The sequence below is a fragment of the Dokdonella sp. genome (assembly GCF_039926425.1).
Taxonomy (GTDB): domain Bacteria; phylum Pseudomonadota; class Gammaproteobacteria; order Xanthomonadales; family Rhodanobacteraceae; genus Dokdonella_A.
Map to the genome: position 1 here is coordinate 1 of NZ_JBDSWZ010000148.1, position 15645 is coordinate 15645.

The window sequence follows — 15645 nt, forward strand, 5'->3', positions numbered from 1 at the left end:
CGGCGAGTTGTCATTGTCGCGACGCTCGACAATCTCCTGAAGGGCGCCGCGACGCAGGCGCTGCAAAATGTGAATCGCGCATTCGGTTTCGACGAGCTGGAGGGAATCGTGCAACCGTGACGTGCGCGTGCTGCACGATCCATTTTTTCCAACCCGCTTCGAGGATTCTTCCGTGCGTCCATCCCGCGATTTCGTCCCAACAATCAAGTACGTTTCCGCCGACGCGCTGGTCGCTCCATTCGAGGACGGGATTTTTGGTCGACGAAGCGTTCGCATCGGTCCTGCATCACGGTTGGCGACAAGGTGAATCCGAATGAGTGATCTTCTCTGGCAGAAATCCGGCACGCACACCGACGAGCGAATCATGCGATTCCTCGCCGGCGACGATGTCGTGCTCGATCGCGAGTTCCTGCATCACGACATCGAAGCGAGCAAGGCTCATGTCCAGGGGCTCGCCAACATCGGCATCGTGACGGCGATCGAAGCTGCCGACATCGTGCGCGAGCTGTCGATCCTCGCGCAGGATTTCGCGTCCGGCCAATTCATTCTCGACGAACGGTTTGAAGACGGCCATTCGGCGATCGAGGCCCGATTGACCGAGCGCCTCGGCGATGCGGGCCGAAAGGTGCATACCGGGCGCAGCCGCAACGACCAGATCCTCGTCGCGACGCGCCTTTGGTTGAAGGACAAGCTCCGCGAGCTGCTCGTGGTGTGCCGCGCGTCCGCGGACGTCTGCCTCGAGCGCGCCGCGCGCGAATCGCTGCCGCTGCCTGGCTACACGCACCTGCAACGCGCCGTGGTTTCGTCGACCGCACTCTGGTTTGCCGGATTCGCCGAAGCGTTCATCGATGATGCGCAGCGGGCGCGCGATACGCTGGCGTGGATCGATGCGAATCCGCTCGGGACTGCGGCGGGCTACGGCGTCAACCTTCCACTCGACCGCGCGCACACCACGCAGGCGCTCGGGTTCGCACGCTTGCAGGTCAATCCGATCTACGCGCAGTTGTCACGCGGAAAATTCGAAATTGGCGCACTCGATGCGCTCGGCGCTGCGGTGCTCGACCTGCGTCGGCTGGCGTGGGACCTGTCGTTGTTCACCACGGCGGAATTCGCATTCGTGCACCTGCCCGCGCAGTACACGACCGGCAGTTCGATCATGCCGAACAAGCGCAATCCGGATGTGATCGAACTGATGCGCGCGTCCTATGCGAGCGTCGCCGCGGCGCGCACCGAGATCGAACAACTCTTGTCGCTTCCGTCCGGGTATCAGCGGGACCTGCAATTTTCCAAGGGCGCGATTTTCCACGGCTTCCGCCAGGGCCTCGGCGCGCTGGCGTTGCTGCCCGATCTGCTGGCGCGGATCGAATGGAATGCAGCGACGATGCGCGCTGCAATCGAACCTGCAATGTATGCGACCGATCGCGCCGTGGAGCAGGCGGTTGCCGGCGTTCCATTTCGCGATGCGTACCGCAATGCCGCGGAGTCGTCGCAAACAGCCGGGCAGGGACGCACACCGGAAGGCAGTCTCGCTGCGCGCGTATCGGCTGGCGCATCGGCCGACCTTCGACTGGACGAGTTGCGTGATCGCTGGCGCGCCTTCGATGAGTGATCGTGGAAACGATGCATTCGCCGCGCAGGCCTTGCCGCCTTGGCGACGCGCTGTGCTGAAGGTCGGCAGCAGCCTGCTCACGGATGGACAGGGGCAATTGTCCGACCACAACGCGCGTGGATTGGCCGCATTCATCACGGCATCGCGCTCGGCCGGTCGCGAAGTCGTGCTGGTGTCGTCCGGAGCGGTCGCGGCAGGGCGCGCGCGTATTTCCGAAGAGCGGCGACGTGCAGGCGGCATCGTTCTGCGTCAGGCGCTTGCAGCGATGGGACAGACGCGCATGGTGGGTCTCTGGCAGGCGCTGATCGACGCGCCGGTGGCGCAGGTGCTGCTGAGTCACGATGATCTACGCAACCGGCGTCGCTACCTCAACGCGCGCAATACGCTGCTGGAACTCCTGCGTCTCGGCGCGGTGCCGGTGATCAATGAAAACGACACCGTCGCGGTCGAGGAGTTGAAGCTTGGCGACAACGACAATCTCGCGGCGATCGTCGCGGCGCTGGTCGACGCAGACGTGCTGATGATTGCCAGCGACGTCGCGGGTCTCTACAGCGCACATCCAGCGCGCGATCCGGCGGCGCGTCCAGTCGCAGTCGTTGACGCGATCACGCCGGAGATTCTCGCGATGGCCGGGGACGCCGGTAGCGCCGTCGGAACCGGCGGAATGCACACGAAGTTGCAAGCCGCGGCAAAAGCCGCCAATGCCGGGATCTCGACCGTGCTGTTCGACGGCGGCAATGCGGCAGTGATCGCGACGATCGGCGATGGGAGTTTTCGCGGCACGCGATTCAACGCGTCAGGCACGCGTCTCGCCGCGCGCAAGTATTGGCTGCGCCACGCGCCGGGATCGGGCGGACGCATCCGGATCGACGCGGGAGCGTCCCGTGCGTTGACGGGTGGCGCTTCGCTGCTGCCGGGAGGCATTGTCGGGGCGGACGGTGAATTCTCCCGCGGTGATATCGTCGATGTAGTGGCGGGCGACGCCGCTGACGGGTCGATCATCGCCCGCGGGCTGTGCCAGTACTCCGCTGGCGAGATCCGTCGATTGGCGGGGCGGCATACGCGCGATATCGAATCGGTGCTTGGATTCAGCTACGGCGACTCGGTCGTGCGGCGCGACGATCTTGTTGCCATGACCGAGAAGGCGACGCCATGAATGCGCCGACAAGCATGCGCGAGCTCGCGCTAGCGGCGCGCGCGGCTGGTGTGACCATTGCGGCGCTGTCGACTTCGGAGAAGCGCGATGCGTTGCGCGCGATGGCGGCGGCACTCGATGCGCAGGCCGACGCGATCCTTGCGGCCAATCAGATCGACGTAGCGGCCGCGCGCGGTTCCGGACGACGTGAGGCGCTTGTCGATCGCTTGCTCCTCGACGCCGAGCGGCTGGCGAACGTGGCGGCCGGCGTTCGTGCCGTGGGCGACTTGCCCGATCCGGTCGGAACGGTGACGCGTCGCGAGGTGCGGCCGAACGGACTCGTGGTCGAGCGCGTGCGAATTCCTCTGGGACTCATTGCAATGATCTACGAGTCGCGACCGAACGTCACTGCGGATGCCGCCGCACTCTGCTTCATGGCTGGCAACGTCGTTCTGTTGCGGGGTGGCTCCGAAGCGATCCACAGCAACCGGGCGATTGCGAACGCGCTGCAGGACGCATTGCGCGCAAGCGGTCTGCCGGCGGCGGCGATCACCCTGATTGACGATCTTCGCCGGGAAGCGGTGCTCGAACTGCTTCAGCTGAGCGACCTGGTGGACCTCGCGATTCCGCGCGGCGGTCCTGAGTTGATTCGATTCGTCGCCGAGCATGCGCGCGTCCCGGTCATCCGCCACTACCAGGGCGTCTGTCATCTGTACGTCGATGCGTCCGCCGATGCAGATCTCGCGCTGGCATTGCTGATCGACGGCAAGACGACCCGGCCTGCGGTCTGCAATGCGCTTGAAACACTGCTCGTCCACGTTGATAGTGCTCCGGAATTCCTGCCGCGGGCGTTTGCGCGCTTGCGCGAGTGCGGGGTCGAAATCCGTGGATGCGAGCGAAGTCGCGCGCTGGCGGACGGTCTGATGCCGGCGAGCGACGATGACTATGCTGCGGAGTTCCTGGACCTGGTCATTGCCGTTCGTGTCGTCGACGATGTCGACGCTGCGATCGCGCACATTCGCCGGTTCGGCTCCGACCATACCGAGGTCATCGCCGCGAGGGACGCGGTCGTGTCCGGCAAATTCGTCGGCGCGATGCGCTCGGCAGTGGTGATGGTCAACGCGTCATCACGCTTCAGCGACGGCGGCGAGCTTGGACTCGGTGCCGAAATCGGCATTTCCACCACCCGTCTTCACGCATACGGACCGATGGGTGCGGAAGCCCTGACGATCGAACGCTTCGTCGTGCGTGGTGAAGGCCAGGTTCGGCACGCCGGATCGCATTGAGGAACGATTCGTGTGTCGAGCGCTGGCAACGCAGGTGGTGTGCGCGCATCCAATCGCCGGGGGGCAACCAATTTGCATCGAGGGCACGCAGCGGCGCAGCCATTCCTCCGGGAGTTGCGATAGGCTGTGCGCTCCGACGTCTGGAAGCGACTCGACGATGCCCGTGCTGATCCCGGTTGAACGTCGATGAATGCACTGCCGGCGTTTTGCGCCAACGATCGACTCATGGTTTTTGCGCCGCACCCGGACGACGAGACGTTGGCGGCTGGCGAGCTGATCCAGTCCGCGCGTGCTGCAGGAGCGACGGTCCGCGTCGTGTTCGCCACCGACGGTGACAACAATCCCTGGCCGCAGCGCTGGCTCGAACGTCGCTGGACCGTCGGCCCTGCCGATCGACAGCGTTGGGGTGCGCGACGGCGACGCGAGGCGGCTCAGGCGATGGCGGAACTTGGCATCGACTCGCCTGAAGCATTGCAATTTCTCGGCCTGCCGGACCAGGGCCTGACCGAGGCGCTGATGCGTGACGATGCGGCGCTGGAGGAATTGGTGCGGTCGCTTTCGTCGTTCACGCCGACTCACCTCGCGATGCCGACACTGGCCGATCGTCACCCCGATCACAGCGCGCTGCGCGTGATGCTCGAACTGGCCCTGCTGCGAAACGAGTCATCGTGCATTCGCCTGGGCTATGTCGTGCATCGTGTCGACGCAAGCGCGAGCACGGTTTTGCGCGCAAGCGCATTTCAGCAGCGCAAGCAGGCGGCGATGGCCGCCTACGTCAGCCAGATGGCGTTGAGTGCCGGGCGCCTGAGAGCACTGGCATCACGCGCGGAGCATTTTGAAGTCGATGGGATCGTTGCCAATGGCCTTGCCGCCCGGCACTCCACGCTGCGTATTTCGCGCGTTCCAGATCCCGTACTGCCTCGTCGACACGAACTGCTGGTGATTGCAGCGGCGGCTACGCAAGCCCGGCGATGGCGGGTCGTGCTGCCTGCACGATCCGCGGTCGAGGTGAGTGGCCGCGCACCGCCGCTGACGATCGAACCGACGTCCGATGCGTGGCTGGTGTCATTGCCGACCCTCGACTTTGCAACCAGCGTTGCCTTCGCGAAGATCCATCGAACACTGCCGCGAGTGATGATCTTCGATCGACAGCGATGGTTCGATACCCGGGAACTCCCGGCCATTGTGACGGCCGAACTCGCCCCGATCTCTGGCGATATGGCCTGAGGCAACAGACGTCCGGTTGCCAGACGAGATTCGCCGCATCTTTTCGTGACGCACGTGCCGCTCGCGACCGCAACGGGCGGCTAACGGAATCTTACGCGCGACCTGTCATAATGGAGTATTGGCATTTCCAGACGCCCGGTTGCACCCCCTGCAAATTCTGCCTCCGGCCGCTTGCGAATGCCGGAATACTTTCGTTTTATCAAGGATATACAAATCCATGTCATATGATATCGGCATCGGGCGCTGCACCGAAATCAGCGATGAAACCGTGCTCGTCAAACTCGACAGCGTGATGGTGAAGCGTCTTTCACCGGCACATCCGTGGCAGCGTTCTGGGACGAGCCTGCTGCGATTGAATCGCAATTTGTGCAGCACCACGCGCCCGCCCGAACAGGATCGCGAGCTGTACATCGACCGCGCTGCCCTTGCCAAGAAATCGATGGCGGCGCTCGATATTGCAGGAAACGGGGCAACCGTCTCAGTCGACCTGCGCGCGCTGTTGAACGATCTCGATCCGCAGCCGTCCGCTGGCCCGCAAAGCAAGAGCCGCCCGGGCGATCACCGCAAGCAGTCGAGCCGCTGATGGGATCGCGCGTGAGCGTTGCGTGAAAAATAGCCCGGCCTGGAGCCGGGTTTTTCATGGGCGGGAACCGGGTTGCAGCAGATAGCGGGGTTCCTCGCGATTGCAGGATCATCCCCGCTGGCGTGCGTCACGGTGAAAGGGCCGATGCACAGTGCTGATCGCCGTCACTCCGCGCGTGAGATTCAGGCCGGGACGAGGTCCGGCACCATCTCCACGATTGATTGATCGCAGTCGCCGTGGGCACAGCCACATCGTCCGATTGCGGTGTCGTTCGCATGTTCCTCGCAATGGGCGGAGCAGAAGACGCCCCCTGCTTCGACAAGGCACCGACACGCGAAATGTTCGCACTTGCGCGGTTGATTCGCCATTTGACGCTCCGAGCCGGGTTGAGTAGCGACCACATCTACGCGCTTTGTGCGGAATCGGGGCTGACTCTGTGATCGACGCCATCGATCCACTGGGCTCATTCCGCACGACTCCGTGTCGGAGCTGCGTGCATCTGCGTCGATTCAGGGAAAATGGTGGACGATGGCTGCGTGGGCTTCCGTTCTCATACAGATTGCGCCAATCCACCGTCTTTCAGGAGTTCCAATCATGGCAACACAAAAGACCGATCCTGGTTCCCCCACCTCCGAAGAAATAAATGATGGTCCGGAAGACATCGAAGAGGAGATCGACGTCGAGGCCGCCGATGACTTCGGCGACGAGACACAAAGCAATGAGGAAAGGGCCGCGCTTGAGGGGATGGAGCAGGAGAGCCTCATCGATCCGCGTGGAGAGGACGATGCGGCCGAATAGTCGCTTTGCCGGCGACGGGAGCTGAGCTCACCTGACGCATCTCTCGTTTTCAAAACCGGCGGAGGGAACCTCGAGTTCCCTCCGCTTTTTTTATTGTCGGCGCTTAGCGCTTCATGTTCTTTGCAGCCGACTCCGCATCATCCCGCTCCTTGGCTGCGCGCGTTTTCATCTGCTCGCTGGTCGATTTCGCGACATCCTTGCAGCCCGACTGCTGACCCGACTCCAGGGCCTCGCACTTCTGCACGTCGACCTTGTAATCCGCGTCGGCCTTGGTGATGGCGAGGTCGTATCGCGCCTTCGCTTCCTTGTCGTACGAGTCTGCCTGGGCAGTTGCCAATTTCTCATTTGCATCGCCCTGCACCTTCGACGCGTCCGACGTGGCATCGTTGATCTTCTCGTTCGCTTTGGCGTTTGCCTCGGCAACGTCCGCAGACGCCTTTGCGTTGGCGACGTCCACGTTCTGTCGTGCTTCATCGACCGTGGAGGATGCCTTCTTCGCAGCGTCGGCCACATCCTTCGCAGCTTGCTGTTGCGCCTTGGCGATATCCTGGTTCGCCTCGGCGGGCGATTTCTCGGCGCACGCAGAGAGTCCGAATGCTGCGGCGAGACAGGTGGCGATGACGAGCTGTTTCATGGAGATTTCCTTTCGTTGGAGTAAGGGACGAGCCGACCGTTGTCCTGCCCGCAGCGCAGGTGGATCAAATCGGTTCTCGAGGAATTTGATGCAATCGTCAGCGCGCGGAACGCGTCCGTCGTCGATTTGATCATGGTGTTCCCCGGGTCGGCGGTGACTGTGAACGCCCGATGGTGAACCCAGTAAAAACGGGTGTCCCGTTGCTGAGGAGGCCGTTAAGTATCCACTCATCCACGTCTCCCTTTGGCCATCCTTCCGCGCCTTCGCGGCGGCGCCAAATTTCCGGGCTGGAAATGATGTCGGAAGTTCAACGTCGCAGCACGCAGCACGCAGAACCGGAAATGAAATCGGGCCCGGTTTTCACCGGGCCCGATCATCATGGCCATCCATGGCAGGTATCTCGACCTTGAGTGCGGCGCTCACGCGCAGCGCAGACGTGGGAGGGACTCAGGGGAGGGAGTTTCGCCAAACGTTGCGGGAGCAATGATGGTCTCCCGTAGCTGAATCCACGCAAACAAACGGGAAATTCACGCGTAAAGCAAACGCAAAAAACTGCAAGCGCTCCTGGCAGATTCAAGGTTCCGCGGTGCGATGCTTCTCCATGTGAGAAGACAGGTAGATACAGCGTCGTCGGGAGCGTGAATGGCGTGGCGAAAACCGATGTCTGCACCTGCTGGCGCCGAATCGTGTGGCTTGGCCGGGTCTGGTGATTTCCTCGTCAAGAAAGGATGTTGCAATCGCATGGGTTCGAAGCGGCGCCCATTGCCGCAGTTGCTCCTCCGCCCCAGGAAGCACAGCAGGGTGGGCACGATGTCCTCATCCCGTTCAACTCATCTACACTTCGTTTTGACGAGTCACGCGTACCATCGACTCGTTTTCTTGATTGCTTTCGGACATCGGCAATGAACAGTGAATCCATCCGGTTTGCCAAGGACCAGGCACGTCTGGCCGCACTCAGATCCTACGCAGTGCTGGATACTCCGGTGGAGGCGCTCTTTGACGACATCACGCGGATTGCGTCGATGATCTGCCAGACGCCGATCGCATTGATCAGCCTGGTCGACTCCGAGCGCCAGTGGTTCAAGAGCGCAGTGGGAGTTCCCGGCAAGGAAACGCCGATTGCTGCGTCGTTCTGCGCACATGCCGTCATGGCCCAGAGCATGCTGGTGGTGCCCGACACGCTCAGGGACGATCGCTTCCGCGACAATCCACTGGTCGTCGGGGATCCGCGGATCCGCTACTACGCGGGGGCTCCGCTGATCTCCGAGGATGGACATGCGCTTGGCACGGTCTGCGTGATCGACAGGCGACCGCGCCTGTTGCATCGAGACCAGTTGGATGCGCTTTCCGCATTGGCGCGTCAGACCGTCGCATTGCTCGAACATCGGCGCGCAGTCACCGAGTTGGGTCGCCTTCGAGCCACTCCCGTGAGCGGCGCTCTCTGATCGGCTGGAGAATGGTCTCTGCAGGATCACGAGCGGCGGGCGTGACACGTACGGTGACCCGGTCTGCCTCTTCGAAATGACCTGCACAGAATCCCCGGACCGCGCAGTCTGGTGCGACTATTTCGGCGTGACGCGATCCCAGCTGTTGGCCGCGATAGTCGAGGTCGGGGTCTTCTGCCCCGACCGCATCCAACGGCATCCCTGCAAACAGCGTCATGACCGGTACCGACTGGTGAAGTGACCGCGCCGTGGACTGCCGGTCAAGGGCGGCTCGTCCACGTGCGAACCGGAAAGCTCGAACGCCCCGAACTCAAGTTCTTCGAAAGCGCAGGATTGATCCGGCTTCGTGTCAACAAACCTGATTCATCGTGCTGGCGAACAGACGACGTACTCGTCCCGACTGACGTTTCCATCGCTGTTGCTGTCGCATTTCTTGAAATTCTGCGCCAGCCATGGATTCGATTTCGCATCCGCCATGCTGATCATCCCGGTTTTCTTCGGATCAAGCTTGTCGAATGCCGCGCCGCCGTAAAGATTGTTGCCGTCCTTGCCATCCTGCGACATCACATGATCTGTCTTTGCCGGATCGGAATCGCCGGTGGAGGTTGCGTCTTTTTTGCTTGCCGCAAGGTTGTTTCCGGAGCGTTCATCCTGGCGGTTGATTGCATCCGTCTTGTGCGGCATCGAGTCCTGGTTGCCCGTTGGCGTCGTCCCGTTTTTATCCGCAGCGGTCTGGGCAATGGCCAGACTCGTCGCCAGTGAAAGTGCCAGTGTGCCGAGAATCAAGATGTGGTCTTTCATGGCGGACTCCTGCTTCGTGGGGCCTTCATAACAACACTCTTCGACTGAACGAACCGATCTTTCGGAGCGATTCGGGTATCGCGCGATTCATTTGACGGTTCCGACACGATCCGGAACGCGCAGATCAGTTTGGTCCCGGCTCGCCGAATTCCTTCTCGATCTCTTCAAGTCGACGACCACGCGTCTCGATGCCCGACTGCAAAAGCAGCAGTGCCGCGACGATCATTGGTACGGCGATCGTCACCGCGGACAGCGCGAAGTGTTCGAAAAAGCCGATCACACCGAGTCCGGCGCCGATGATACCCCCGAGTTTCGAACTCGCTGCGATGATGCCCGATCCCGTGCCACGCAGCCGCACTGGATAGATCTCGGCTGCGTACGGAATCAGCATCGAGATGACGCCACTGATGCTGACGAGAAGCGCGACGGTTGCCGCCATTGCGGCGATCGGAGATTGCACTTGCATCGCGCCCATTGCGCCGAAGACGAGCAGCGCCGCGGCGGTCAATCCGATGAAGAGCAGTAGCGATTTGAGACTGCTCCAGCGTTGATAGAGCCAGATCACCACCCCGATTCCAGGCAAGGCGAGCATGGCCGATTGCGCCAGAAGAGCATTGGCGGAAGCAGCGCCGACACCCAGGTGAGCGAGGGTCATCGGCAACCACAGCAGAAATCCGAAATTGGCCAGACCCCACGCGACGCCGCAAACGAACAGTCCGAGGGTGATCGGCGCGTGGCGTCCACGCAGCAGCGCGCGGAGGCCCGCGGCGTCGCGTGGTTCCGTCGAGAGCGGATCATTGCAGCCGGTCGGTGCGCCCACCGTGATGGCCGACGGCTGATTGCCCGCGAAACGCAGCAACACAGCGCGCGCCGCATCGCCGAGGCCGACGCTCGCCAGAAAACGTGGCGATTCCGGGATCCAGCGATTGAGCGCGATGATGAGCGCACCGGTCGGCAAACCCATCAGCCACAACGACCGCCAGCTGAACACGGGTTCAAGCAGGGTTGCCGCGCCTGCTGCGAGCAGATAACCGGCGGACGTGCCGACACCGCCGAGTGCCACCAGCAGCCATCCCCGATGGGCTGCTGGAATCGTCTCGGCCATCAGCGTGAACACGATTGGCAGCAAGCCACCAGCCGAGGTGCCCATCAGAAAGCACATGGCAAGGTTCCACTCGAACGTCGGCATCGCGCCGCAAATCGAGGTGCCGATGAACATCAGCGCAGAAAGCAGGATCGCAGCGCGGCGTCCGATGAGGTCGGCCATGCGGCCCCACACGACCGAGCCGATCGTGGTTCCGGTCAGCGCGACGAGGGCGAGAAGCGCACCGGTTTGCCGACTGATTCCGTACTCGCTCACCATGCCGGGCATGACGAAACCGAGCGTGGCCGGCTTCATCACGTCGACAGCAAGCGCGACAGCCATCGCGAGCACCAGCGTCCAGTGCTCGCGCCCGAGCGGAACCCGGTCGGCGATGTGAAATTCCGGCGAGTGTGCCCCTGTCGCCGCGCGCCGCAGTCGATCCAGGCGGGGCATCAATCCGTACGCCGACAATGCGAGCCCAATCGGGATCAGCGCCATGCCGAGGAGCATGGTCGCATCCATCGGCATGCCGGCAAGGTGGTAATGCGTCTGCGCTCCCATCGCGAACATCGGGACATGCGCGAACACGCCGCCGCTCATGAGGATGCAACCGAGCCAGAACGCAGCGGGGTGATGGAAAGGAAGCGCGTCGGAGCGCATGCAGCAGATTCCGTTGATGCGACGGCGCGAGCATACAGGCTGGTCCGACTCAGCCGCGCGCCAGGAATCCGCGTCGCGAAGTCGCATCGCACGGCGAATTCTCGATTCGGGTGGACACAGATGTCGGAAGCGCCGACTGCCTCGCGTGACTCGGCTTCAACGATCCACGTCAGATTGCAACGACGAGGTTGGCGAACGAAGGCGCCTGCACTTCCGCGCGCCTGTCTCGCCCATCTCCAGCCATTGCTTGCCGAACAGGATGCGGAAATCCTCGATTCGGCCGGTGTCGCCGCGCTCCACCATGCGCGAGAGCACCCCGTGTGCCGTCACGGCGGCCCGCTGCTCGCCGCTCTGGGCGTCGACGTAAAGATCGAACCAGTGATAGCCGGGCGGGGATACCGCCGCGGTGGCAAGATGAAACTCGTGCATCGTGTCGTCGAGCAACCCTGCCAAGCTCGACGATTCGGCACGCACTTCAATGCCCGCAACAAGAAGGGGTTTGAGAAACCTGTCAATCGGTATGTTCAATCTGAGCCTCACCTGCAGCCGAAATGATCACATCGGGCAAACGGAATTTCGGCTACCGGGGACGAGCTGGCGGCATCGGCCAGTACCAAGACCGCTCCAGGATCGACGGAGCGGACTTGTTTCGCGCAAGGCAGGTGTTTGCAGACGTTCAACATGAGTGCCGCGCCGGAGCGAACATCCACCCGACGGCGTTCAACGCAATGGCGGCATTTGCAAGAGACCCAAGCCTACAGGCCTGGAATATTTCTTTCGTGAAGCAGCTGTGACCGATTCGTTATGGCGGCGCAAGACCGATGACGCCATGTGCACTAGTGCGCATGCATTTCGCCTGCACGCGTGAAATGCCGGGCCACGGTGATCCGCTGCGTCCGATCAGTCGATGATCCAGTCTTTCGACCGCTCCCGTCGTAGTGCGAGAAGGTCGCCTTCAATGTCGTCGGCGGCCTGACCGAACGCGAACGTGCCAGCGATCCACGAGGGCGGCACGCCATGGCGGTCGCCTGCTTCGCCCGAGTAGACCTTCCCGTCATCATCTGCCCACACGAGGCGCGGGCCATCCATCAACGTCCGGTAAACCTTGGCCGCGAGCGCTGCAATGTCGTCGTTGAGCGATCCGACACTGACGGTGACAGGTGTTTTTTTCATCGTCGATCGATCCATTGCTCAGAGTGCGCTTGATGGCGCGCACGACTTTAATGAAGACCATGCGACCGACTCTGAATGGATCAGGTTCCAGTCGCAGGGATGTGCATGGAGTCCAGCGGGCAAACTCGCGCCACCGCGCCAATTCGGGCGCCGCAACGAAAGTGCACACTCAACTCTTTCATCTCCATGGCCGAAGCGCACGAAGGATGGATAGATCGTAGCGATCGCCCCGCCCACGCGGGAGATTCAAATGCCCCACGTCGATTGGGCAATTTGTGTCATTGGCTTGCAAGGAGACAACGATGGGGTCGTGGCGGCTGTGCATAGGACAGACCGCCCCCGGTCAGAGTTCCGTGCATAGAGAGCGTGTCGTTGCCCGGTTTATAACGCTCGTCCGCATGACGTTCAGCATGGCGCTTCGAGAATGGGGGCATATCACCTGCGACGAGATCTGCATGAGCAGCGACGACCTTGATGGCCCGACCGACCCCACGCGAATCGATGTACGAGAAGACGCGGAATTCTGGGCCGGAGAATTGGGCTGCAGTCGGGCAGACCTGCGGCGCGCCGTGGCGGCCGCAGGCCCGTCAGTGACCGCTGTCCAGGTCTGGCTCGATACGACCTATTCAATTGCGGCGACCGGATGATGGCCCGGCAGAGTTCGAACGGCTGCTGAAGTTCGGCGGCGCAGGCGTGAAAAGGACTATATGTTGTTGAAAGCCTATCGTAGGATAGGGGCAAGCTCGGGGCGGTCGTGGCTCACCGTTGACCTCCAGGAAGCGCGTCACGATCGCCTCGGGCCGACTCCACCACGAATGACTCGCTGCCACCGCCTCGAAAGAATCGTCGGTCGCCCTGCATGGCCATCGCAGCAAGTCGCGCATCGACGTGTATCAGACCGACGTCGCGCCCTTCGCCTGCTCCATCCCACGCAGCAATGAGGCACAAAAAAGGCCACCCGATCGAGGTGGCCTTGTTTGTTGATGCTGTTGGTCGGGGTGACAGGATTCGAACTTGCGACTTCTACCTCCCGAAGGTAGCGCTCTACCAGGCTGAGCTACACCCCGACCGGGGCCGCCGTAGCGGGTCGCGAATTCTAACGGCGGCGTGCCAATGGCGCAACAGGCGACACAACAGGTGGCAGTGACCGGTGGGGAGGGCGACGGTCTGCATGGCCGCATCGGTCGCCGTTTCAACGCAGCGCGGCGCGGGTTGCAGCGGACCATCTGTTAATCTACACGACATCGTTTCAATGCCCGCGCGCGCTGTCGTCGCGGCGCCGATCCCAAGGACATCCATGGCTGTCACCCAAGCCCGCACCATGCCAGGCGTGCTCGAACTGTTGCCGCTCGATCAGGTCGCATTCCAGTCGATGCTGGACGCCGTCCGGCGCAATTTCGAACGTTACGGCTTCCTGCCGATCGAGACGCCGGTGATGGAGTTTTCCAGCGTCCTGCTCACCAAGGAAGGCGGCGAAACCGAGCGCCAGGTGTATTTCGTGCAGTCGACCGGCGCGTTACAGGCCGCGACCGCTGGCGAAGTGCCCGAACTCGCACTGCGCTTCGACCTGACGGTGCCGCTTGCGCGCTACGTGGCCGAGCACGAGCACGACCTCGTGTTTCCGTTCCGGCGTTACCAGATCCAGCGCGTTTATCGCGGCGAGCGCGCGCAACGCGGGCGTTTCCGCGAGTTCTACCAGTGCGACATCGACGTGGTCGGCAAGGACAGCCTGTCGGTCCGCTACGACGCCGAACTTCCGGCGGTCATCTACAGCGTCTTTCGCGACCTCGACATCGGCGCCTTCACGATCCAGATCAACAATCGCAAGTTGATGCGCGGCTGGCTTGAAGGGCTCGGCATCACCGACGCGGCGCAGCAAGGTGCGATGATGCGCGAAGTCGACAAGCTCGACAAGCGTGGCGCGGACGCAGTGCGTACGACGCTCACAGGTGAGGGTTTCGCGCTGTCCGCCGCTGCCGTCGACAAGTTGCTCGAATTCGTCGCATATCGTTCCTCGTCACTCAGCGATGCGCTGTCGAAGCTCGACGCGCTCGGTGCCGGGAGCGAGTCCCTTGAACAAGGCAGGGCGGAGCTCAGGGAAGTGCTGACTCTGGTCAAGGCATTCGGTGTGCCCGAGTCTTATTTCTCGCTGAACCTGTCGATCGCCCGCGGCCTCGACTACTACACCGGCACCGTGTACGAGACGACGTTGAACGACCATCCGCAGATCGGTTCGATCTGCTCGGGTGGGCGCTACGAGAACCTGGCGAGCCACTACACAAAGTCGAAGCTGCCCGGCGTGGGCATTTCGATTGGCGCCACGCGTCTGTACTGGCAATTGCGCGAAGCCGGCCTGCTCAAAGGCGGTCGCAGCACGGTCCAGGCGCTGGTCGCGCAGATGGACGAAGCCGAGCTGCCGCGCTACCTCGAACTCGCGACCGAACTGCGCCGGGCGGGCATCAACACCGAAGCGGTCGTCGAGGCGGGCAAGCTGGCGAAGCAGTTCAAATACGCCGACCGTGCCGGCATCCGCTTCGTGCTGGTGCTCGGGCCCGATGAAATCACCAAGGGCGTCGTCACCGTGAAAGACCTGCGCAAGGAAGAGCAGTACGAGGTGAAGCGCGCGGAACTGGCGGAGACGTTGAGGGTCGAGATCGCACAGGCGGCGGTGATGGGGCGATAGCGCGTCGATAGCCCGTGCCTTCGTCGACGTCATTCTCGCGAAAGGAGGATCCACTTATCAACGGCCGACGCGGGCATCCATGTTCCGGAGTGTTGTCATTGCAAATGGATTCCCGCCTTCGCGGGAATGACGTCGGTAAAGGATTTTTCGAGCGCGAAAGGGGGACAAGGAATGTCCGGACAGCAGCCCGCGGTTTACATCATGGCGAGCGGCGAGCGCGGAACGCTCTATGTCGGCGTCACTGGATCCTTGAGACAACGCGTGCATCAGCACCGCGAAGGATCAGTTGAAGGATTCACAAGTAGATATGACGTGGGCCGCCTCGTGTGGTTTGAGCTTCACCCCGACTTCCCTTCAGCGATTGCGAGAGAAAAGCAGCTCAAGAAATGGAATCGTGTCTGGAAGCTGAGGTTGATTGAAAACGCAAATCCCATCTGGCGAGACTTGTGGGATGACATCCAGATCTGAGCGCCGCTTTTTGCGTTCATCAACTCCTCCAACCCGACGTCATTCCCGCGAAGGCGGGA

15 protein-coding genes, 1 tRNA gene and 2 pseudogenes are annotated in these 15645 nt (G+C 62.3%); 12 read left to right on the forward strand and 6 right to left on the reverse strand.

Annotation, left to right across the window (positions count from 1 at the left end; genetic code table 11):
• The 7 genes and pseudogenes from ABIV12_RS08730 to ABIV12_RS08760 all read left to right on the forward strand — a co-directional run.
• Positions 1-120 (forward strand): annotated as a pseudogene (locus ABIV12_RS08730) (N-acetyl-gamma-glutamyl-phosphate reductase); the annotation flags it as partial.
• Positions 121-313: 193 nt separating this feature from the next.
• Positions 314-1609, forward strand: coding sequence for an argininosuccinate lyase (gene argH / locus ABIV12_RS08735; RefSeq protein ID WP_348058324.1), 1296 nt, complete (start codon positions 314-316; stop codon positions 1607-1609).
• Positions 1602-2765 (forward strand): glutamate 5-kinase, encoded by a 1164-nt coding sequence (gene proB, locus ABIV12_RS08740; protein ID WP_348058326.1) that lies wholly within the window; start codon positions 1602-1604, stop codon positions 2763-2765. Before argH ends, proB begins: the two co-directional genes overlap by 8 nt.
• Entirely contained in the window at positions 2762-4030 is a 1269-nt protein-coding gene (locus ABIV12_RS08745; protein ID WP_348058328.1) for a glutamate-5-semialdehyde dehydrogenase, read from the forward strand. The genes proB and ABIV12_RS08745 overlap by 4 nt, the downstream gene beginning before the upstream one ends.
• Positions 4031-4216: 186 nt before the next feature.
• Complete coding sequence (locus ABIV12_RS08750; RefSeq protein WP_348058330.1) at positions 4217-5257, forward strand: PIG-L family deacetylase; 1041 nt, start codon at positions 4217-4219, stop codon at positions 5255-5257.
• A gap of 118 nt (positions 5258-5375) precedes the next feature.
• The gene (locus ABIV12_RS08755; protein WP_348058332.1) at positions 5376-5840 is read left to right on the forward strand and encodes a hypothetical protein; all 465 of its coding nucleotides are present in this window, start codon (positions 5376-5378) and stop codon (positions 5838-5840) included.
• Between the two features lie 594 nt (positions 5841-6434).
• The gene (locus tag ABIV12_RS08760; protein ID WP_348058334.1) at positions 6435-6638 is read left to right on the forward strand and encodes a hypothetical protein; all 204 of its coding nucleotides are present in this window, start codon (positions 6435-6437) and stop codon (positions 6636-6638) included.
• 103 nt (positions 6639-6741) lie between these two features.
• On the opposite strand, the gene ABIV12_RS08765 is transcribed toward ABIV12_RS08760, so the two are convergent.
• Positions 6742-7272 carry a hypothetical protein gene (locus ABIV12_RS08765; protein WP_348058336.1) on the reverse strand — a complete coding sequence of 177 codons (531 nt, stop codon included), beginning with the start codon at positions 7270-7272 and terminating at the stop codon, positions 6742-6744.
• 902 nt (positions 7273-8174) lie between these two features.
• On the opposite strand from ABIV12_RS08765, the pseudogene ABIV12_RS08770 reads away from it, so the two are divergent.
• Positions 8175-8669, forward strand: a pseudogene (locus ABIV12_RS08770) (GAF domain-containing protein); the annotation flags it as partial.
• A 411-nt stretch (positions 8670-9080) separates the two neighbouring features.
• Here the strand turns inward: ABIV12_RS08770 and ABIV12_RS08775 are convergent.
• The 3 genes from ABIV12_RS08775 to ABIV12_RS08785 form a co-directional block, all read right to left on the reverse strand.
• Positions 9081-9518 carry a hypothetical protein gene (locus tag ABIV12_RS08775; protein WP_348058338.1) on the reverse strand — a complete coding sequence of 146 codons (438 nt, stop codon included), beginning with the start codon at positions 9516-9518 and terminating at the stop codon, positions 9081-9083.
• A 124-nt stretch (positions 9519-9642) separates the two neighbouring features.
• Positions 9643-11262, reverse strand: coding sequence for an MFS transporter (locus ABIV12_RS08780; protein WP_348058340.1), 1620 nt, complete (start codon positions 11260-11262; stop codon positions 9643-9645).
• 156 nt (positions 11263-11418) lie between these two features.
• Positions 11419-11736 (reverse strand): hypothetical protein, encoded by a 318-nt coding sequence (locus ABIV12_RS08785; RefSeq protein ID WP_348058342.1) that lies wholly within the window; start codon positions 11734-11736, stop codon positions 11419-11421.
• Positions 11737-11813: 77 nt separating this feature from the next.
• Between ABIV12_RS08785 and ABIV12_RS08790 the strand changes: the two genes are divergently transcribed.
• Positions 11814-12056 (forward strand): hypothetical protein, encoded by a 243-nt coding sequence (locus ABIV12_RS08790; RefSeq protein WP_348058344.1) that lies wholly within the window; start codon positions 11814-11816, stop codon positions 12054-12056.
• A 106-nt stretch (positions 12057-12162) separates the two neighbouring features.
• On the opposite strand, the gene ABIV12_RS08795 is transcribed toward ABIV12_RS08790, so the two are convergent.
• Positions 12163-12435 (reverse strand): hypothetical protein, encoded by a 273-nt coding sequence (locus tag ABIV12_RS08795; RefSeq protein WP_348058346.1) that lies wholly within the window; start codon positions 12433-12435, stop codon positions 12163-12165.
• Positions 12436-12890: 455 nt separating this feature from the next.
• Between ABIV12_RS08795 and ABIV12_RS08800 the strand changes: the two genes are divergently transcribed.
• Positions 12891-13082 carry a DUF3606 domain-containing protein gene (locus tag ABIV12_RS08800; RefSeq protein WP_348058349.1) on the forward strand — a complete coding sequence of 64 codons (192 nt, stop codon included), beginning with the start codon at positions 12891-12893 and terminating at the stop codon, positions 13080-13082.
• A 343-nt stretch (positions 13083-13425) separates the two neighbouring features.
• Here ABIV12_RS08800 and ABIV12_RS08805 read toward each other — a convergent pair.
• A tRNA-Pro gene (locus tag ABIV12_RS08805) sits at positions 13426-13502 on the reverse strand.
• 230 nt (positions 13503-13732) lie between these two features.
• Here ABIV12_RS08805 and hisS point away from each other — a divergent pair.
• Both hisS and ABIV12_RS08815 read left to right on the forward strand, forming a co-directional pair.
• Entirely contained in the window at positions 13733-15118 is a 1386-nt protein-coding gene (gene hisS / locus ABIV12_RS08810) for a histidine--tRNA ligase (protein ID WP_348058353.1), read from the forward strand.
• A 171-nt stretch (positions 15119-15289) separates the two neighbouring features.
• Positions 15290-15586, forward strand: coding sequence for a GIY-YIG nuclease family protein (locus ABIV12_RS08815; protein WP_348058355.1), 297 nt, complete (start codon positions 15290-15292; stop codon positions 15584-15586).
• Positions 15587-15645: the final 59 nt, after the last annotated feature.